The sequence below is a fragment of the Lactobacillus sp. ESL0230 genome (assembly GCF_003692805.1).
Lineage (GTDB): Bacteria > Bacillota > Bacilli > Lactobacillales > Lactobacillaceae > Lactobacillus > Lactobacillus bombicola.
The window spans coordinates 768,874-789,840 of sequence record NZ_REHI01000006.1 but is presented as its reverse complement, the minus strand read 5'-3'; the positions used below and the strand labels follow the sequence as shown (position 1 = coordinate 789,840).

Below are 20,967 nucleotides of genomic sequence, written 5' to 3'. Positions count from 1 at the left end.
GGAGAACAAATATGGATTTCAAAGTTATAGCAAAGAATAATATCAAAAATGCTTTTGGACTATACAAAAATTACTTTGTCTCTATTTCTTTAATTATAACGTTATTTGGAACGCTACAAATCTTTGCTAAAGACACAGTAATTACTGATGCCTTATCTGAATCAAGCAAGGTAGAATTCATGTCGTATGTTACATCTGTTTTATTTACCCTGTTTACTGTCTTTTTTATTATATATTTTAACCATTTCTTTTTAAAACAGCGTTCAGAAGAATTGGGAATCTATTCGATGCTGGGCATGTCAAAAAATCAAATTGCGTCAATTTTAATGATGGAAAATACAATCATTATTACCTTTGCTTTTTTATCGGGAGCTGTTTCAAGCATTATATTATATACTCTGATTAAAATAGCTTTGATAACAGCTTTAAAGCTTAATATTTCTGTTTTAACCCCGCTGATCATCTCACCATTTTTAATTACGTTGCTACTCGTATTTTTCATGCTATTAGTTATTTTTCTTGATAACCACTACACAATTAAGCATCTGTCTATCTTAAATATTTCCAATTTAACTCAAACGGGTGAAAAGACATCTGATAGACCTAGAGCTCTGTCAGCCTATTTAGGTATAATTTCTTTAGTGATAGCATATCTTTTAATATTAAATTTGATTAAGCATACTCAATCTTTATGGAGCAAATTAGGATTTGCTCCATTGGCGATAGTTACATTAACCTTGGTAATTTTGGGAACAATATTGATCATCAAGAGTACATTCGCTTATATTATTTACCATAGAATTAATGATCATCGACAATTATATAAGCCAACTAATATTGTTTTTCTTCCCGAATCCTTGTTCAAGTTAAAAACTAAATCAAACTTATTAATTGTATTATCGCTGATTATCTCGGCTATTATCGCCCTTACGACATCAAGTTTTATGCTTATGAATTATCAGAATGCCTCATTGATGAAAACGGTTCCTTCAGCTATTGAGATTGATCAAAAGTTAACTCCAGATAAAGTTATTAAGGTAAAGAAAATAGCTAAAAAATATGGCGGCAAATTTAAGGCAATAAAAATAGTTAATACCGTTTCTAATCATCCAATAACGATAATTAAAACTGCGTCTTCAAATAATGTAAGAGTTATTAGCAAACAGGATTATACAGAGCTATTAGAACAGCAAGATAATGGCCAGCAATCAAACATTGATTTAGCAAAAACAACAGCCTATCTTTTTACACTTTATACAATTAAAGGTACTCGTGGTACAGTAAAAGTTGGCGATTATAATATCAAATTGAAGGAAACCCATCTTTGGCCTACATATGCCCAAGGTATGCATGCTTATATAGTCATTAGCAATCAGATATATAAGAAGTTAAGGCAACACAGTACCGGTCAGATGGTATACACAATTAATGGCCCTCAATTACGGAATAATGAGCAACTTTATCAAAAAATCAAAAAATTGAAAGTTAAGTTTTTAAGTGCTTATAAAACTAATAAAGATGCAGTAAAGAACAATAGTGCTGCACTCTTAATGGTAACATTTGTCGCTATTTTGTTTTTTGTCTTCATTGGGTGTATTCTTTACTTTACTATTCTTATGGAAAATGTAGATGTTACGGAAGAATTTGAGTTCTTAAGCGACATTGGCTATAGTAGAAAGCAATTACAAAAAATAGCTATAGCCGATAATTTGTTGATTTTTGCTCCCCCAGTAATCATAGGGCTACTTAATGGTTTAGTAGCTTTTGCAGGTTTTTGTTTTGAATTTTTGGCTGCAGATGTTATTAAATTCTTAGGTGTTTTTACGATGATTGGAAAACCAATAGCTGTAACTTGCTTATTATTTTTTATTGCTTATGGGGCCATCTATTTACTTTCTTACCATAAGACTAAAATTTTGCTAAAAATATAAGTGAAATTCAATTAAGCTAATCTCGAAAATTGCAATTTCAAGTTGAACACACTATTTGATTTGATAGATGCAATCTAATCTTCTTTCATACAATTCATCGGGTGTGTGGTAGGCTAAGATCCTGCAGGGCAGGTTATTGCACTAGTCCTCAATGCCGTAGATTTGCATTAAGTCATAATCCTTGATGTACTTGCCCCTTAGGATGAAGCACCGAATTAAGCGGTTGTGGCGTTCACCCCCGTACTGCTCACACGGGGTGTAGGGGTTGGGCTAAATTCGCAAACTCAGAACCATTATCGGTGGGAATGGTCTTAAAGACTTCGTTACAGTGTTCCTAGTATTAGCTGCGTAAGGCTTTACAAGCCGCCATGCCGCTGGTAACTGTCTTATCCTTAATCTGGATAATTATGAATTTACGGGTTATGCGTTCATATAAGGTTAAAAGACCTGGTCATATTTGGTTTTATGTCCTAAAACCAGGGAACACTCTCAGTAGCCAAACTCACGTCGCTGGTGAATGTTTTGATATGGGATATGAAAAAGGCAAAGAATTTGCTACTGTGTCAACACTTAAATTGTTAAATAATAAAGGCATTAGAATACCTAAAAAATTACAATCAAACTTTGTAGTAATTTCGGAGCCGTTTTTGTTACATTAACAAGTATAAAAAAGACCTAACAAAAGTTAGGTCTTTTTTGAATCTTCAATAATGCTAATTGTCTATTTATTAAACTTATATATAGAAATAATCAATTATCTTTAAGCAGTAAGGAGAGATGACAATTTTGGCATTATCAATGGCTTGCTTGTCAAGACCTGCACTAGCTAAGAGTAATCCCAATCCAACAGTTACTGCAACAGAGCCACTAGCAATAATCAATTTAGTAAGGGCACTGTTTATGTAAAGAGTGAATCCATGTTTATTGGTTTTAATATAAGTTCCACCCCGGCGCAACATATCTTGTATTAAAGCTGCTTGATATTCTTTTTCACTTAAGATAGATTTAACATTATAACCCTTTGCTTCCAAATTATTGAAAACTTCTTTGTTGATAATGGTATTAATGCTTTGTTGGCACCGTTGTAATAGTATCTGCATGTACTATTTGGGCAGTAAAGATGCCATTTCCTAAAGTGGATGCTATTGGACTTAATAGTTATATTATAACTATTTATAATAAAAAATAATTTTTTAAATAAATTTTTATGGCTTAAGTTTGTTTGAATAAAACAAAAAATAAATTAGGCGGTTGAAATAACGTAAGAAACGGAAAAACATACAAAAATAACTGGTTATCGATTATTAGGTATGCGCAACAAAGTTCGTGAATCAGGCACAACAGCATCCGTTGCATATAGATAATCTAAAATATTATATTTTTCTTTACGGTAATCTATATAATCACTTGTATATGGAAGATTATTAATTATAGGCACAGTATAAGCTCCCTTAGCCCAACGATTGATTAGGGCTTTATATATAGCTAGTGGCACTTCATTAGTTTTTATTTGAGCAAAAAAATTGTCCTTAGACATAGTAGTTGCCAGCTTGTGTAATTCTTCATATGTACGTGACTGTTTATTGACAGTCCATTTTAAATTTTGCACGTATTCATTCCCATAATCAGGATGATGTTTCAAAGCACTTTTATTTAATGCTCCATAAACAAAATAATTATAAATACCAGTAGCATTGTGTTTGATTAACCAACGCAATTCTTTATGCAATTCAACATTGTTATCAATAGCTTGTAATGGTTGTAATAGTACAGGTATATCAATCCGCCAGTGATCTGTTACTAATTTAAATTGATTTTTAAAGGACTTAAGTGTAATAACTGATATAGGATGCTTTCTAGTAGGGTAAACAATCAATGGGGGAACAAATATATCATTTTCCTGAGATTGTCTAATATATTTAATCATCTGCAAAATCGTATCCATTGAGTGCTCGCTTCCTGCAATTACAGGTTGAGCATATTTTTCACGAGAAAATTTATTACTGTAATTCAAATATCCTAAAAAATGATGAATATAAAGAGTAATAATTTATCAGCTACCGACAACAATGAAAAATTGGTTACAATAGGAAATCTTGCAGATGAAATAAATGTTCATTTCAGAAAATTACAACCTGTTTTTACTCGTTTGAAAAGTCGAAACATTGCGTTATATACTAATATTGTGTCAATTAAAGAAGTAAATGACGTAATTAAATATTTTTCAAAAGAAAAAACTATATCATTACAGTTGTATCACTTCGTACTTGGACAATGAGAAGCAAGTAAGAATCTAGTTTCTTTATCTCAAATCGCTGCTACTAATTATCTGCACTTAAAAGAATTACAGAAATTTTGCAAGAAAATTGACAGAAACGAGTGGTTTCATTTTTTGGAGCCAAATATTTTTGTGAAAAGTGAGAGTGATGGTGTTAGAAGAACAGCAGTAGAGGATTTTGTAAGTGAATTCTTGAAATATAAAATCTCTCTAAACGTGTTGACATCAAGTTTAGTTCCCACTTTCGATAAATCAGAGGGAGTATCAAATAACTTCATTAGAGTTACATTATTAGACTCTGTTCAAGACGAAACATGGCGTAAAGGTATTATAGTAGGCTTTTATATACGTAAAGGGAGCCCTGTATTACCTATTGTTGCATACCGTAAAGGAACAATTCAAGTCGTTCCAAAGGTCAAAATGTTTCCAAAAGAGGGGCAAAGTATACCTTTTATAAGACGGGACCCTGAAAAGCAGCCAATAATTTTTACCATAAAAATAAATGACTTTTTAAATGATGAGCAGGATTCAGCAAATAAGTTTCATTATTTTCACACATTAAACATCCTTATTGATACAATTAAGAAGAATCAGGTAGGTTGTACAGTTAGGTGTGCTGGCACTTATAAAAATCCATATATTGAGCTTATAACAGAAACAGTGAGAATTAATATAACTGAATATAAGATTACTAATAATTTTACTAAAAAGTGTCAAAAAGAATATAGCTTACTGTATGATAATCCAGATTTAAAACAGCTAAAAAGCGATATAAAAGAGTTAACATCTAATTCACCAATTAATTTCAGGAGAGAAAATAATGGTGCTATTACGTTACAGTCTCGTGCAACCAAAGTAATGGTAGGATGGTTAGTAGATGATAATGATGGGTTGCTACCGGCTCTACAAAAATTAGAGTCTGAAAATGGTATCCCTATGGACATACTTGTAGGTAAGATACTTAAAGATTACCTAGATATTGCTGTTTTACCATATAAAGAAGAAGCTGAATCATTATCTACAATTATTGCTCAGCAACTTGAGAATGATGGATATCTCGAAGATAAAAACAATGTAAATAAAGAGATTAGGTAATTGTAAAAAACATTGATATGGTATATATCAATGTTTTTTCTTGGCTATTAAAGTAAAAAATTATAAATAATAAAAATATAGTATAACTACTAAAAAACATGAGGAAAAACTTTTTAGTGAAATTAATTCCATGGAATAATTTTGAAAACTGAATATAAAAGAATTACCAGATGATTTATACGGTAAAAAATAAAACAAATAATAGAGAGCTATATTTAAAAATGTCAAACAGACGATAAAATACTGAAAAATAAACAGCTCTGTAAGCTACGAGTCTAAGAAATAAAATGTCATTAAACTCTCAAGTAATCTGTTGTTAGAGTGAGTTACAATAATGCAGATTTTTAAATGTATTATAAGACTCAACATGATAAAGACTGACGTTGTATTGTCATTGTTTTTATTATTTAAAATATATAATCACTTATTAATTATTTTTTTAAAGTGTCTGCTGATCAACATAAGTACGATATTTATTGTGGTTTTTATATAATTCTTCATGAGTTCCTTGTCCAGTAATTGTACCTTTTTCAATAAAATAAATTAAGTCACTTTTCTTTATTGTAGCTAATCTATGGGCAATTGTAATAGTTGTTCTATCCTTCATTAATTTTTGAAGTGCTATTGTCACTTCTGATTCTGCTTCACTATCAAGATTTGCAGTTGCTTCATCTAAAATTAAAACTTTTGGTTCTCTTAAAAATATCCGTGCAATTTGTAGTCGCTGACGTTGTCCCCCAGAAAGCTTAATTCCACGTTCACCAATTTTGGTATAAATTCCATCCTTGAGGTTAGAAATTTCTTTATATAATGTTGCCTTTTTAAGTGCAGAATAAATTTTTTGCTTAGATGGTACTTCAGATAGTCCGAAAATCAAATTATCATATATAGTTCCATCTAATAAATAGGTATCTTGTGTAACAAAACCAATTTGCTTCCGATAATATTTTAAATCAATTTGTTGAATAGGTATATTACCTATGGTTATAAATCCGTTATTAAAGTTTTGATATAATCCTGAAATGAGATTAACTATAGTGGATTTTCCAGATCCAGTTGGTCCTACTAATGCAGTTTTTTTACCTGCTTCAAATGTAATGCTTATTTTATTTAATGTATTATTATTGGAGTCAGGATAAGCAAAAGTTAAGTCGTGAAAGGTTATATCTTTATTTTTTATTTCTATTTTTATATATCCGCTCTTTTCTATTTCTTTATTCATTAAATCGTTTATTTGTATTAGTGCAGCTTCTTTTTTTCCTTTTTCTGAAAAATAATTAGTAAAATAGCTTATTGGATTTAAAATTTGAAAGAGATATATCAAGAAAGAGACTAAAGTTGATATTTTCATAAATCCATGTGCAACGCGTAGACCACCATAGATAAATATTACCGAAATAATGCCAAAAATAAATAAAAATACTAATGGAGAAGTTATTGATGTGATGATATTTAAGTTTTTTGAATTATCAAAAGTTTTTTCAATTAGCTTATCATTATTCTCTATAGAATTTTTTTCAGCTACATATATTTTTATTAAGGCATTATTTTGTAATGATTCGGTCATATAACCTGATAGTTTGCTTAATGTTGTTTGTAATCTTCCTTCATATTTAGTTGATATTCTTTCAATTGGAATTATAATAATACCAAGTAATGGTAGAGTTACAAACATTAATAGGGTTAATCTCCAATCCATAATTATTAATGCTGTAAGAGTTCCTATAATGGTAAAAATACTACTGATAAAACTGGGCATACTTAATGAATAATAATCAGATAGGGTATTCGTTGAGTTAATTATTAATCCAACTGTCTTCCCACTATTCAAATTATTTAGATTAGCTTCATTTTCTAATATTAAATGTTTGTAAATATTAGAACGAAGAATAGAAGCTTTTTTATTTCCATAAATTGATAGAGTATAAATAGATATAGAAGATAGTAAGCATTCTACAATAAACCCCAATGCAAGTTTAATAATGTTACTAGCATTAAAATTATCAATAAGTGCTTTTACAAATAGAGGTATAAGTATACCTATTAAAGAGGATAATAACGATAAAAAAATGCCTAATGCAAAATCTATAGATCTAATATTCTTAAATTTCATTGTTTGCCTATACTTCCATTAAAAATTATTTGATTAAAATTATTTAAAGTGTTACTTTGTTATGTAAGCGGATTTTTAGTATTTTATATTATTATATTAGATTGAGAGTGAAAAGCAAAAATGAAATTAAGCAATTTAACAGTTAGATATGGTAATAAGATTTCGATAAATAATATAAATTTAGAACTGAAAAACAGCGGCAAAATTATTGGTATTCTGGGTGAGAACGGTGCAGGTAAAACCACTTTAATGAATGTGATACTGGGCAGATTGAATACATTTAAAGGAATAAGAGATATTAATGAAAGTATTTCATATATGCCCGATAGGTTTTTTTTATATGAAAATATGCGAGTTAAACAAGCAATAAAATTGTTTAAAGAATCATTTGATGATTTTGATGAAGATCGCTCATTAGAAATACTTAAACATTTTTCTATTGACCCAAACATGAAAATACATGATGGATCGAAAGGTAATCATGAAGAAATTCACCTAGCCTTAATTTTATCTAGAAACACAGACTTTTACGTAATGGATGAACCTCTGTCTTCTATCGATCCAATAAATCGTGAAATTTTTATAAATGCTATCAAGAATTATCGAAAAAAAGGAAGTTCAGTTATAATCGTTACTCATTTACTTAGAGACTTAGGCAGTATGTTTGATAGTATCATTTTTATGCGAAGTGGTAGCATACTTTTGAGTGATTCAAAGGCTAATTTATTAAACAAGTATAATAGTCTTGAAGATGCTTATTTTAAGGAGATAGGAAAATGAAAGAATATTTATATTTAAGACTAAAAAAAATATCACCATTATTTATTATACCCATTGGTATTGAAGTAATATTTTTCTTAATTAGAATGAATAATATACATAACAGCACGGCATCAGAATTTCATGGATTGTGGTATGCAGCAGCTGCAGCAATTATATTATTTGTTACAACATATCAATTAATCAAGATTTATTATGTCGGAAATGATGAGCTAATAAATATATTGCCGTATTCTAATGAACTTTTAACTTTTATTGAATTACTAATATATGTCTTGGCAACTACGATTTTTGGCACAATATACCAGTTGATTAACATATATAAATCGGGTGTGAAATTTAATATCATTCAGTATTTCGGTGATAAATTTTTATCATTATTTAGTTTTTATATGTTGCTTCTAGCTTTTTGTACAATATTTAAAAATGTGAGAAAAGCTGCCTTGGGAGAATCATTGATAATATTTGCAACCTTTTTAGTGATTGTTTGTGAAATTTTGCTTTTTTGGAATGTAGAAAAATCTAGAATAGTTCATTTTATTTTAGGGATAACTTCACCCAGTTCAGATATATTTGTTGTATACTTAAATGTTTTACCGTACAGCTTTTTTGGAGAGTCGGCTACAGCGATAAAGATAATGACAAATTTTAGCTATTTATTGAACATAATTACTTCTGTTATATCAAGTTTGATTGTGATTTTTTGGAAAAGAATTATTAAGTTAAATTATATGAATCTAGTGGGTTAATAATGAATATACAGAGTAAGATAAATGTAATTACAAAAGAAATTAAAAAAAACTCAGAAATATGGTTGAATAATAATTTTAACTTTTTCGATATAACTAAAGGATCTAATGTAATAAGTGATGAACTTCAGTTTAAGGCTTTTATAGAACTACTGTTTACGGTAGATATGTTTTATCCAGATAAAATATTCTCAAAAAATTTGATGAAAAAAATATACTGTTTGAGTGAGAAGGTAGAAAAAGAGGTTAATTTTACAGAATATTTTCTTACAAATTCAGCATTAGTAGCAGGTGATGAAGAAATGATTATTTTCTTCAAAAACTATCTTAATAGAACATATAAAGAAAGAGAAAGATTTCAAAAAATAGTATCTAGCGATTTTGAATTATTAGCAAGAAAAACTCCCTATAGAATTCTCGACTCTGCATATTCAATGACTAAAGCAGAAATAAATAATAATGCAGAAGATATAGATTTACTATATAACTTAACAGTACTATCTAATGAAAACTTTAATTATTTATATCTATCAGACAATAGTGCGTATTCTGTAACACATACTATCTTTTATGCTACAGATATGGGCAGAAAACATCCATCGTATCTTAATTATCCATTTATTTTTAGAACATTAAGGAAAATGATAATTTTTTATTCTATGCAAAACAATGTTGATATAATGGGGGAATGTGTTTTAGGAATGTCATATTTAACCGGAAATAATAATACTTTTAATGAACAAGACTGGAATTTGATTTTGTTTGCTTTAAATTGTATAAGAAATAGACAAAGTAAATCTGGCTTTATTCATTCACCTAGTGATAATAAAGAAGAACAATTAACAAAAGAAGAATTATTCTTTGATAATTACCATACCACGTTAGTAAACCTAGGGGTTGCTTATGCAATGCAGAGATAATATACAAAAAATAATAGAAAAATTATCAAATTCAAAATTTGATCAACAAATAATTGATGAAATATCAATTTCTGCCATGGAAATAGAATGTTTTGATAATAATATAATAAATAATAAACAAAAAGATGATTATCATATTTTAGTAAGAGATATGATAACTTCTCTATGTAACATGACATATCCTTTTGAAAATCTAGTATTTACAAATCCTTTTATATTGATAAAACTATCATGGATTGCGAAGTATATTAATGATTATGATGTAAACGACAAAAAAGCTTTGTGCTTTAGAGAAGATGTCATAAAATTAGCAAAGAGCAATATTATTTTACCCAATGAATTTCCAATAGAGATGAAATTGACATTAATTGATAATTTAAACTTAAATATTGCCAAAAATGAAAGAGAAAACTGGACAAAATTTGTTAAGAGAGACTCAGAAAGATTTATAAAGTTAATAAATTGGGCAGATGCAGGGAATTTACATAACTTTATTATGTATAATAATAATTTTTTGGCAAATATTAATAAGCAAAAAATTAATCAAATAGGGACTTATTTAATATTATGTGGAAAGTTATCTACAGCAATTATATTAACATTACTTTTTCCAACTACTTTTTTAATTTCAAGTCTAAAACAAGAATGTGTGAGTTTAGAATCTATTTCAGATATGATTGGCATGGATTTAATTAAAAATATAAATATTTAATAATTAGCAAGGAAAAATATAAAAATGTCATTTGAGGAAAAACTAACATACTGGATAAAAACTAATTTTAAAGATATTGTTTTAAAAGAGAATCTTTCTTGCAATATTGAAAACAAGAGTAAGAATGTATATAATATAGTTAAAAATGATAGCGTTTTTAATAAGGAATCGACCTATTATTTAGGCTATTTGAATAGTCTAAATAATAGTATAGCCTATTTTGATTTTTCTCTAGAGAAGTTTTGGTATATTAATGAAGTAAGTGACAAGGTTTTCTATACTCTTGCTTCTATTAATAAAGAAAATAGTAAGACTTTGTCACCTATACTGGAAGGATTACTTATGTACACGTCTCAGAATACTGATATACCTCTATCAGTATTAATAAACTTAGGATTAGAAAAGAATTCTGAAGATTATGATAGTAAAGATTTTATTGAATACCTTTCATTTATGCAGAATGACGACGGTTCAATAGGGATAATTAATCCTCTGAAGGATAATAATAAAAAGAAAAACATTTTAGAATGGATTAGTAGAAATAGTATATATACATATGTAGGCGTTTTATAAGCGTTATATGAAAACCTTCATAGAAGGGAGGTGAGTAAGATGACAAAGGGCATGTATATTCCCATTAAAACCATTGATTTTACTGATGGCAGTGTTAATAAATGGTATATGGTAAGTTGGTACAAACATAATTTTATTATAGGTAGTGAGAGGAAAGATTCACCTACAATAGGACGTAATTTTGAGTTTGTTTCAAGTTTAGCATAGTTTTATCGTTAGTTTAGGAGGAGTGCTTATTATGAGAAATATTTCGGTTTCTGAAAATGGTATTTGCTATAAGCCTAATCTTGACCTGAGCACTGAAAATATTGAAGAAATAAAGCATGGTTATACTTTTATGTGGAATAATTGGATTTATAAATATGGTGTTATAATTAATCCAGATGAAGGTCGTAAGTTTGTTATTAAAACTTCATTAGCATAGTAATATTCTATTACTTGTATATATAATAGTTGTTATCGCCAGTTAAGGAAATAACTGACGATTTTTTTGCTCTTTCTAGCCCGAATAGAACAGTCAGACTTTAAAAAATGTGATAACTGTGTGATATGTGTAACGTATGCTATGTAATTGGTTGTTCAAGTGCTGTTGAATATTTTTCAACAAAAGGCTAAATGACAGCAAATATTATACGTTTATAATTTTCATGATATTGAGTTAGAAATAAACTATTTTAGTATACATATAGATTATGTCCTAATAAATAAGGAATAAAAGATAACTTAATGCTTCTTCAATAATTGTACGGTATCTCTCTAATCATCATTACAAGTAATTTTAGGTATTTCATTTCTAATATTAGAACCCTATTGACTTTAAATATATATGAATGTTTCTAATAAAAGGTCGCTAATCGAAATACCCTGCTTTTCTTTTTTTATTAATCCTAAAATTATTGTTAGTATAGCTATTTATTTGCGCTAAATTTCATGTGCTTGAAGGAACTATTTATAGGGAGCTGCACGTTTATCGACAATATAACGATGATTGGCTACTGGTAAATAAATTAGATCTAACAAAATGGCTATTTATATTGAGATTTATTAATATTAGAGGCAATGATGGACTTGGAAATGTATATATAAACATCTTATCTCTGCAAAAAAATAATGCCTATATTATGTTCGACATAAGTTTGCTAGAAAAGATTATTATTGACAATAGTTAATAATGAAGTTAACCCTCTAGATTGGACCTAAATCTAGAGGTTTTTACTATTACACAGAAATTACAGGAGCTTAACTTGTTTAAAATAGGTTACGTCAGCCGTTATGTGGCTAAGATAATTGGGGCTAGGGCATCCCTCAAATAATTGACAGGGATAATTATGCAGTACCAATATTTGAGGATATAAGGCTTAAGAATTAAGCACACGCACCAAAATTTTCATGGTCAATTTAAGATGCGAGTTTTAAACTTGAGAAAAGAACATAATGCGACCTATCAAAAATACTTCTGGCCACTTTAAAATTGCTACGCCTAGCTTAATTCTACATTGGTAAAAAAAGTTTTGATGAAGGCGGACTTGATGCACTCCTTATCAAATGAGTACGACCATCGATGAAAAAAATCACCTAAAAATCAGTTAAATATTCCAGTAGTGAGTTATTTTAGTTAGAGCACCTAAGCATATAAAATTGTCATCTCCACATTGAGAACAACTACCTAAAAAATGAAATCCTAGTTGGGTGTAAAGACGTTCAATGCAAGAAGAATGGACCACCATCCAAAAGCTAAGGCATGAGCATTGTTAGCAACTGCACTATAGCTTTCTAGCCAAAGTATAACCTGTGTGGCAGGTGGAAAAGATACAGTGCCCAGGCAATAAGAGCATAAGTGAACCAATTTGTTTCTCACCTTTTAAAATACCTTTATAATGGTGAAATCATTAACCAGCGGCCGCAAACAAAGTAAGTAACGGATTCAAACAGGTTTTGGCCAGCTGTGACCTAAACTACTTTACTGCATGTAGCGTCGGACCACCTGTTATGACAATACCGTTTGTGAAAGTTAAACTGGATTATATCCTATCTCACCAAGAAGGCATTGCAAAGGCAATGGAAAAGTTAATCAAATACTACAATTAAACATAAGTTAAAAGGTCGCATCCCGATTAAATATCGGAATACGCATCAGCAAAATGAAATAATGTTAACTTCCAATTTTAGGAATTAGCTCGTATATCAACGATTTCTTCTTTGCTATCAAAATAATAAAAAATACAAAAAATAATTTTGAACTAAATCTCAAAGTAAAACAAATAATAAAGAATTATATTTAAAAATGGTAACTAGACGGTAAAAATACTGGGTGTAACGGGAAAATGAAGAAAAACAAATATTTCACAAATGTAGATACAGAGGAAATTAAAGAAGCAGATAGACAATTTGATCGGTGGATTGTTAATTTAATAGATTTTTTACAAACAGAAAAGCTGCAACTATTAAAAATATATTCTTTACAACACGATATAAAAGACCAAAATTTGGATTTTAATACTATCGATAGAAACATACAAGCTAAATTAGACGATCAATTGTACAAGGTTTATGTTTCACTTTTTGATAAGGCAGAATTAAAAAAGCATAACTTGACTTTATCTAGAAACGATTTTAACAGTTTAATGTATGTCCCCCCAGAGTTGTTAATAAGATTTCAGTTGATGGATGATCATTATATTTCTTGTTATACTTTTTAGAATATAGAGATTTTAAAAAAATATAATGTGCTTAGCTAAAATTAATCAATAATTATAGAAAGGATTAATAATGAAATACTTATTGATTAACAGGCAACACATTGATAATATTCAAGAAGCCGAAAAAAATCTTTTAATGCTATTAAATAAATCTAATAATCTCTTGCTAGTGCAAAATATAGTATTGTATCTAATAAGTGAAGTCCAACAGGGAAAAAGCTTCAAAGTTAGAGCAATAAAAGGTAATACTAGGTTTATTATAGAAAATAATATTCATGAAATAGAGTATGAAATAGATTCACAAAGGACTATTAGTATCTTTATATTTTTAGTTGAAATCATTAATAAATGGCAGCTTCTTCCTGGCAAGAAGACATGGCAAGGATATGATGAAAAAGTATATGCTAAGTTGGAGCAACTTTTAAAAAAATCAATTTTATAAAAAAGGCTACTGGATCAATTATATGGTCTAGTAGCCTTTTTTATAAATTTAACATACTACATGTCCTACAAATGAAGGCATAAAGTAATTTGAAATAGTTTCAATATCTACGTTTTGTCCTGGTTGTGGAGCCGCAACGTATTGGTTGTTACCGATATAAATAGCAACGTGGTATGAAGCTCCGTGACTACCCCAAAATAGCAAGTCTCCTGGACGAGCAATTTGTGAAACTTGAGATGCATCAGAAATATCAGTAGTAGTTACATTGGATTCTTGCTCAATAGTAGTTCTACCTAATTGGACACCAACTTGATGATATATATATTGAGTTAAACCAGAGCAATCGAATCCTGCTAGAGTGGAGCCACCCCAAACATAAGGGATGTTCATATGTGCATATTTAATTGCAAGGTTAACTATTTGTTCAGATTGAGTATTACCAATCAACTTATCATCAGTGATTTTAGCCTTAGCTTGAGAATCATTTGAATCTTGTAGATATAGTTCATCCCCAATATATATAGTTGATTTATCCCAAGATAAATTATTCCATTTTAATACATCTTCTGTATCTAAGCCATATTTATGAGCAATAGTAGATACACTCTCGCCAGCTTGAACAGTATGCTTTTTTGGAGTGTCAGGGATAGTGATTTTTTGATTAGCTTGTAAATCATCCTTGACACTTAAGTCATTTGCTTTAGCTAAATCCTTAACAGTAATGTGATTATCTTTAGAAATTGATTTAAGAGTATCTCCAGTTTTTACAGTGGTAATAGTATCAGCATTTGCAACTGAAGTAGAAACAGCAGCACTTGCTACACCACCACTAATTAAAGCAAGTGTAAGTTTTATAGTATTGAAATGTGGCTTGCTTGTGGTCTTCATTGAATCATCCTTTCTGTCTTACGACAATAAGCCATTTTTGCAAAAATGTGAAAGCTTAAGCCTTTCAGTCTTTTTAAATTTCACAAGTGACTTTAATTAGATTTAAATTGTTTAAATGTTAAGAGGGGGGAATTGCTAAATAGCAATGGAACAAATAGTTAAACAATCGTAATTCTATTTAAGTCAAAGTAAACATAATCAAATACAAGGTTCAGATCGATATAAATACTTTCTCTTGTATTCAAATTTATTATCTACCAAGTTAAATAAAAAAATCATTTTTCTCGAAATAACCAAATTTAAGATAAGCGATATTTTTCTAAAAAAATAGTAATTAACAAAAGTGCTTTTATTTTTTTTAGTATTAATCATGTAATAAAAGAAACGGAGGAACTTATGGCTAGTCAGAAATTAGATAGATTACAGAATAATGTTTATGTCCTGAAGCATGTGTTACTTGATTACGGTAAACAGATTGCATTAAAAGATCGAAAAAATAAAACGAGTGTAGTTGAGATTATCTACAATAGTTTATTGCAAATGAAAGATAAGTCCCATCGTGGAGCAGATACCCAACGTTTAAGGCAAGCATTTGAATCGCTGCCATTAATACTGCACGCCCAAGCTTTTAGATCTTTTATTACAGACTTTTATATCTCTAACCATATTAATGGTAAGATCATTAATTCTACTCAGGGTACTAGTGATGTAGTCAATGAATTAATGGATACTGCAAATGATTTTTACGAAGAAACAGGCAGTGTATTATCACCCTTTGAGGTAGTATTCTTGACGTTAAAAGCATTATTAGATAGTAAGAATTTGAGCAATCCAAGGTATCATAAAGAAGCAGAATTGTTTGTTGGAAATATACAAGCACAGAAACGTATTTTGGAAGATTTTCTAACTCAGTTTGATAAACAATTTAATCAAATTATTAAAGAGGAAGATGTAGTAAATGAATAAAAAATCAACAAACCTATTTTTTATTACATTCTTGGTCGCAGCAATTCTTGTACTTTCTGGTTGTAGCATTAAAACCCCTTTTACAGAAGTAAAATTAACTAAGGAATTTAATAATAATACTGTCAGTTTATTAAAAGTGAGACAAATTGCTGCCGAGAAGGAACAGGCTAAAGGAAAGAAAAATACTGAAGCTTTTATAAAAAGATTTAATAGGGATGCTAAGGCAGAACAAAAGAAAGTAGACCAATCTGTTAAGACTCTACAAGATAGCAAAAAGTTTAGTGGCTATCCAGAAAATGTACAAGATTACAGTGTTGATGTGTTGAATTACATTAAAACAGTAATTAATGATAAGAGCGTAAAAACTCAAACTAAGGCATATCATAAGACCGCTACATCAGCAATTAAAATTGCGTCTGAAAAATCTGATAAAAAGACTAAAAGCTTAGTAACTTCAATTGTTCAAAATGATGCGGTTATGCAAGCTAAAACTATTACCAAAAATAATAAGAATAGTGATTCAAAGAATAATATCCAGAATTTAAAAAAGAAGCCATTTAAAACACATATCATAAACATTAATTTGGGGTGGGGTATTATCTTAATTCTAATATCAGGTCTATTAATAGCAACTATCTTTATGCAACCGAATAAATCAGAAGACATGACTAAGGCTTTAACCGATGAAAATAGTATGCCCAAACCAAGAGGTTATGCGTTATTTTTAGTACGTTCGACTGAAATTTTGACAATTATGTTAGCTGTAGTCCTTATTCTTATGAATCGAATTAGTTAGGAGTAGAAATGAGCTATTTAGTACGTGTTTTTAAAACCTTGAACCATATTTATTGGGAAAAAATCCTTATTTCCCTAAAATACATGGCTTACATCTTGCTTGTTTTGTTTGGAGCCTATGGCGGGTATTGGATTATTGATTTCTTAATTACTAATTTTATTTCTAAATTATAAAGGAGCGAATCTAATGAGTTTAAAAACTCTAATTGAGAACAATAAGTACAAAGTTAAAAAATTGCAAAAAATCGTTAACCAGATTAATGATTATTCTGATACATTCGCTCAAATGAGCGATAATGAATTGAAAGCAGAAACACCTAAATTAAAACAAATGCTAGTAGATGGTTATAGCATGAACGCAATACTACCTGAAGCATTCGCAGCCATTAGAGAAGCTGATAAGCGTGTTCTAGGATTATACCCTTATGATGTTCAACTTATGGGAGGTATTGTATTACATCAAGCAAATTTAGCCGAAATGCGTACAGGCGAAGGTAAGACTTTAACAGAAACCATGCCTGTGTATTTAAATGCGTTAAGTGGTAAAGGTGTCCATGTAGTAACAGTTAATGATTATTTATCAAAACGTGACTTTGAAGAAATGGGTCCAGTTTTTGAATTTATGGGGATGACTATTGGTCAAAATGGTGAAGATACATCCCTTGAACAGAAGAAAGAGGCATATGCCTGCGATATAACTTACTCAACTAATGACTCATTAGCTTTTGATTATTTAAAAGATAACATGGCTCTTTTTAAGCAAGACCAAGTTCAAAGAGGACTTAATTATGTGATTGTAGATGAAGTAGATTCTATTTTAATTGATGAAGCAAGAACACCACTAATTATTTCAGATAACGCCAATAGTTATAAAGAACTTTATCGTCAAGCAGATCAAGTAGCCAAAAGCATGACTAAAGCTGATTATGACTACGATGAAGAAAGTAAAACTATCACTTTAAAGCTTTCAGGGGTAGAAAAGGCTAACGAAAAGCTTGGAATTAAAAATTTATATGGAAAAGATACTTTCCTTTTAGCCCACTATGTTGATGAAGCTATGAAAGCTAATTACACGATGGAAAAGGATAAGGACTACATCGTACAAGATGATCAGGTTCTTATTGTTGATACATTTACTGGACGTATTATGGATGGTAGAAGATTTTCAGATGGTTTACATCAAGCATTAGAAACCAAAGAAGGCGTAACTATTAATGATGCGAATCGTACAGAAGCAAGTATAACTTATCAAAATTTTTTTAGAATGTATAAAAAACTATCAGGAATGAGTGGTACTGCTTCTACTGAAAGCAAAGAATTTTACGAAACCTTTGGAATGCAAGTAGTGACAATTCCTACTAACAGACCCAGTCAAAGAAAAGATTTACCAGATATTTTATATACAACTGAACGAGCAAAATTTAAAGCTGTCCTTCAAAAAATTATTAAAGTACATAATACACATCAACCTATTTTAGTTGGTACTGCATCAGTAGAACACTCAGAAATGCTTTCAGATATGTTAGATGAACAAGGTATTGGTCATTCTACATTAAATGCTAAAAATAATGCTGAAGAAGCAGGTATTATTGCACAAGCTGGTCAAGCTGGAGCTATTACAATTGCTACTAATATGGCTGGTCGTGGAACTGATATTAAATTAGGACCCGGGGTGAAGGAATTAGGTGGTTTATACGTTTTAGGAACAGAAAAGCACGAATCAAGAAGAATTGATAATCAACTTCGTGGACGTTCTGGTCGGCAAGGTGATCCTGGCATTACAGTCTTTTACATGTCATTAGAAGATGATTTGATTAGGCGGTTTGGCGGGAAAAAAATTCAAAAAATTAAGGATAAGCTGGTTGCTAATGGTAATGAGTTTGAACCTATCGAAAATAGTCGCATCTTTAATTCCAGCGTAACATCTTCGCAAAAACGTGTAGAAGGTAATAATTTTGATCAACGTAAAGATACTTTAGCTTACGATGATGTGATGAATGATGAAAGGACAGCCCTTTATACACAACGACAGGAAGTTATCGATAGTTTCGAGTCACTAACTCCATATCTTCAAGCAATGATTAACCGAACTATTAATCGTATCGTAGACAATTATTACATTACTTCAACAAATATTAATTATTCAAAAATGATTACATATATAAGAGATGCATTAGATATTGACCTTGACCCTGAAGCAACAAAAAAGGACTTAGAAACAACTATTCGTGGGGATGGGTATAGACGTAATCTGACCCGAATTATCCAAAAGAATGAGGCTTACGATAGTATCCCTATTGATAGGATTAAACAACTGAAAAAGGTTGAACTTAAAGAATATCTATTTAATCAAGCACTGAAAGAAGTTAACGCTAAAGCAGAATTACTTGAAATACCTGCTGATTTACGAGAGTTTGAAAAGATAATGATTCTTAAGGCTATTGACTATAATTGGAAAAATAATATCGACCGTATGGAGCAATTAAGGCAATCAATTACCTTACGAGGTTATGCTCAATACAATCCTCTTATTGAATATCAAAATTCAGCTCACGTTATGTACAACAATATGATTGAGGAAATTGAAAAAGATGTTAGTAAATATTTCTTGAGAGCCGAAATCCGTGATGGAGGAGATAGATAGATGAAAGAAAAGATGCTAAAAAAAGAAAATCGTAAAAATATCTGGCAAAGGGTAGGTATTACGATTGGAATTTTGTTTTTTTATGACTTGCTAACTTATGTTACCATCCCTGGTATTGATGCTAATGCATTAGTTAAGTTAAAAAATAATCCAACTTTAACTATGATGAGTACGTTTAGTGGAGGTGGTTTCCAAAACTTATCTTTACTATCACTAGGAGTTAGTGCATTTATTAGTGCACAAATTATTACTCAGTTGCTGCAATCAGGGGTTGTTCCTAAGTTGACAGAATGGGGAAAGCAAGGTCAAGTTGGGCGTGAAAAGTTAACTCAATTTACACGAATTTTGACGATAATTCTAGGTTTTACTCAAGCCGTTGGTGTTATTGCTGGTATTAATGAATTGTCACAATATGGCTTTATTGTTAATGATTCATGGTGGAATTACTTTGTTATTGCTCTTTTAATGACTGCTGGTGGTTTTATTGCAATCTGGTTAGGTGATCAAATTACACAATACGGACTTGGTAATGGCATTTCAATTATTATTGCTGCAGGTATTATTAAAAGATTACCTAGCTTGACTAACCAATTCATGTTAAGTGTAAGTACTACTTTTGGAGAAGTTAAATGGGACTTAGTTATTCTCACTGTAGTGATTATATTAGCTCTAACTACATTAATTGTTTGGTTTAATTGCTCTGAATATCGTATTCAAATTCAATATACAAGACGAGAAAATAAAACTACTGCTGATAGCTATTTGCCACTCAAACTTTTAGTTCCTGGAGTTGTACCAGTTATTTTTGCTAGTTCAATTTTGACGATTCCGCAAACAATCCTATTATTTTTTCAAAATAAACAAGATAGTTCTGTTTATAGAATGGTTAATGATATTTTTTCATTAAATAGTACTATTGGAACTACTTTATATGCGCTTCTCATTGTTTTATTTACTTATTTATATTCATTAGTACAAATTGAACCTGATAAATTGGCTGTTAACTTAGGAAAACAAGATGCATATATACCAGAAGTAATTCCAGGTGATCCAACAGCTTTGTATATTAAGAATATTCTTTTTGACTTAGGCTTGCCGGGTTCTATGTTCTTAGTCTTTATCTCGGTAATTCCATTAATTGCTGCAAATACTATTTCTTCCAGTTTGCAAATTGGATTAAGTGGATCTAGTTTGTTAATTATTATTGGTGTTTTGACAGATATGGGTCGCCAAATTAAAGGCCTTAAACTTAGACATGGATATTCAAACTTTATGAGTAAAGAATTCGCTTTTAATTAATTGAGTTATTCTATAAATATCAAAAACAATGATAGAAATAAAAAAAATAAAAAAGGTAATAATTAGCACGCTTATAGGAGCTG

The 20,967-nt window shown here is 29.9% G+C and carries 19 protein-coding genes and 1 pseudogene; 15 read left to right on the top strand and 5 right to left on the bottom strand.

Going from position 1 to position 20,967, the window contains the following annotated elements; translation table 11 throughout:
• Nucleotides 1–11: 11 nt before the first annotated feature.
• A complete protein-coding gene (locus F5ESL0230_RS05610) occupies nt 12–1,931 on the top strand; it encodes an ABC transporter permease (protein ID WP_122021940.1) in 1,920 nt (639 codons plus the stop codon).
• A 51-nt stretch (nt 1,932–1,982) separates the two neighbouring features.
• Here F5ESL0230_RS05610 and F5ESL0230_RS08715 read toward each other — a convergent pair.
• The 3 genes and pseudogenes from F5ESL0230_RS08715 to F5ESL0230_RS05595 form a co-directional block, all read right to left on the bottom strand.
• Nucleotides 1,983–2,456: pseudogene (locus tag F5ESL0230_RS08715) on the bottom strand (IS30 family transposase); the annotation flags it as partial.
• A gap of 209 nt (nt 2,457–2,665) precedes the next feature.
• Nucleotides 2,666–3,031: a hypothetical protein gene (locus F5ESL0230_RS05600; RefSeq protein WP_122021938.1), complete on the bottom strand. Its 366-nt coding sequence runs from the start codon at nt 3,029–3,031 to the stop codon at nt 2,666–2,668.
• Between the two features lie 194 nt (nt 3,032–3,225).
• Nucleotides 3,226–3,876, bottom strand: coding sequence for a hypothetical protein (locus tag F5ESL0230_RS05595; protein WP_122021937.1), 651 nt, complete (start codon nt 3,874–3,876; stop codon nt 3,226–3,228).
• Between the two features lie 447 nt (nt 3,877–4,323).
• On the opposite strand from F5ESL0230_RS05595, the gene F5ESL0230_RS05585 reads away from it, so the two are divergent.
• Complete coding sequence (locus F5ESL0230_RS05585) at nt 4,324–5,304, top strand: hypothetical protein (protein ID WP_158593070.1); 981 nt, start codon at nt 4,324–4,326, stop codon at nt 5,302–5,304.
• 439 nt (nt 5,305–5,743) lie between these two features.
• Here F5ESL0230_RS05585 and F5ESL0230_RS05580 read toward each other — a convergent pair whose 3' ends face one another.
• Nucleotides 5,744–7,417 carry an ABC transporter ATP-binding protein gene (locus F5ESL0230_RS05580; protein WP_122021934.1) on the bottom strand — a complete coding sequence of 558 codons (1,674 nt, stop codon included), beginning with the start codon at nt 7,415–7,417 and terminating at the stop codon, nt 5,744–5,746.
• 120 nt (nt 7,418–7,537) lie between these two features.
• Between F5ESL0230_RS05580 and F5ESL0230_RS05575 the strand changes: the two genes are divergently transcribed.
• The 9 genes from F5ESL0230_RS05575 to F5ESL0230_RS05540 all read left to right on the top strand — a co-directional run bounded on the left by F5ESL0230_RS05575 (nt 7,538) and on the right by F5ESL0230_RS05540 (nt 14,292).
• Nucleotides 7,538–8,197: an ATP-binding cassette domain-containing protein gene (locus F5ESL0230_RS05575; RefSeq protein WP_122021933.1), complete on the top strand. Its 660-nt coding sequence runs from the start codon at nt 7,538–7,540 to the stop codon at nt 8,195–8,197.
• Complete coding sequence (locus F5ESL0230_RS05570) at nt 8,194–8,946, top strand: hypothetical protein (RefSeq protein ID WP_122021932.1); 753 nt, start codon at nt 8,194–8,196, stop codon at nt 8,944–8,946. Before F5ESL0230_RS05575 ends, F5ESL0230_RS05570 begins: the two co-directional genes overlap by 4 nt.
• A gap of 2 nt (nt 8,947–8,948) precedes the next feature.
• Nucleotides 8,949–9,866 (top strand): hypothetical protein, encoded by a 918-nt coding sequence (locus F5ESL0230_RS05565; RefSeq protein ID WP_122021931.1) that lies wholly within the window; start codon nt 8,949–8,951, stop codon nt 9,864–9,866.
• Entirely contained in the window at nt 9,850–10,578 is a 729-nt protein-coding gene (locus F5ESL0230_RS05560; RefSeq protein WP_122021930.1) for a hypothetical protein, read from the top strand. Before F5ESL0230_RS05565 ends, F5ESL0230_RS05560 begins: the two co-directional genes overlap by 17 nt.
• 24 nt (nt 10,579–10,602) lie before the next feature.
• Entirely contained in the window at nt 10,603–11,151 is a 549-nt protein-coding gene (locus tag F5ESL0230_RS05555) for a hypothetical protein (RefSeq protein ID WP_122021929.1), read from the top strand.
• A gap of 39 nt (nt 11,152–11,190) precedes the next feature.
• Nucleotides 11,191–11,358: a hypothetical protein gene (locus tag F5ESL0230_RS08435; RefSeq protein WP_158593069.1), complete on the top strand. Its 168-nt coding sequence runs from the start codon at nt 11,191–11,193 to the stop codon at nt 11,356–11,358.
• Between the two features lie 31 nt (nt 11,359–11,389).
• The gene (locus F5ESL0230_RS05550) at nt 11,390–11,575 is read left to right on the top strand and encodes a hypothetical protein (protein WP_122021928.1); all 186 of its coding nucleotides are present in this window, start codon (nt 11,390–11,392) and stop codon (nt 11,573–11,575) included.
• 1,900 nt (nt 11,576–13,475) lie between these two features.
• Complete coding sequence (locus tag F5ESL0230_RS05545) at nt 13,476–13,850, top strand: hypothetical protein (protein WP_122021927.1); 375 nt, start codon at nt 13,476–13,478, stop codon at nt 13,848–13,850.
• A 70-nt stretch (nt 13,851–13,920) separates the two neighbouring features.
• Nucleotides 13,921–14,292, top strand: a complete 372-nt coding sequence (locus tag F5ESL0230_RS05540; RefSeq protein ID WP_122021926.1) for a hypothetical protein — start codon at nt 13,921–13,923, stop codon at nt 14,290–14,292.
• A 48-nt stretch (nt 14,293–14,340) separates the two neighbouring features.
• Here the strand turns inward: F5ESL0230_RS05540 and F5ESL0230_RS05535 are convergent, their stop codons facing one another.
• The gene (locus F5ESL0230_RS05535; protein WP_122021925.1) at nt 14,341–15,180 is read right to left on the bottom strand and encodes a C40 family peptidase; all 840 of its coding nucleotides are present in this window, start codon (nt 15,178–15,180) and stop codon (nt 14,341–14,343) included.
• A gap of 396 nt (nt 15,181–15,576) precedes the next feature.
• Here F5ESL0230_RS05535 and F5ESL0230_RS05530 point away from each other — a divergent pair, with 396 nt between their 5' ends.
• From F5ESL0230_RS05530 to secY, 4 genes are all read left to right on the top strand, one after another.
• A complete protein-coding gene (locus tag F5ESL0230_RS05530) occupies nt 15,577–16,146 on the top strand; it encodes a hypothetical protein (RefSeq protein ID WP_122021924.1) in 570 nt (189 codons plus the stop codon).
• The gene (gene secG, locus F5ESL0230_RS05525; protein ID WP_122021923.1) at nt 16,139–16,942 is read left to right on the top strand and encodes a preprotein translocase subunit SecG; all 804 of its coding nucleotides are present in this window, start codon (nt 16,139–16,141) and stop codon (nt 16,940–16,942) included. Before F5ESL0230_RS05530 ends, secG begins: the two co-directional genes overlap by 8 nt.
• A 186-nt stretch (nt 16,943–17,128) precedes the next feature.
• On the top strand, nt 17,129–19,585 hold the full coding sequence (gene secA / locus F5ESL0230_RS05520) for a preprotein translocase subunit SecA (RefSeq protein ID WP_122021922.1): 2,457 nt from the start codon (nt 17,129–17,131) through the stop codon (nt 19,583–19,585).
• The gene (secY, locus tag F5ESL0230_RS05515; protein ID WP_233551649.1) at nt 19,586–20,884 is read left to right on the top strand and encodes a preprotein translocase subunit SecY; all 1,299 of its coding nucleotides are present in this window, start codon (nt 19,586–19,588) and stop codon (nt 20,882–20,884) included. It begins immediately after the preceding gene.
• The last annotated feature ends 83 nt before the right edge of the window (nt 20,885–20,967 follow it).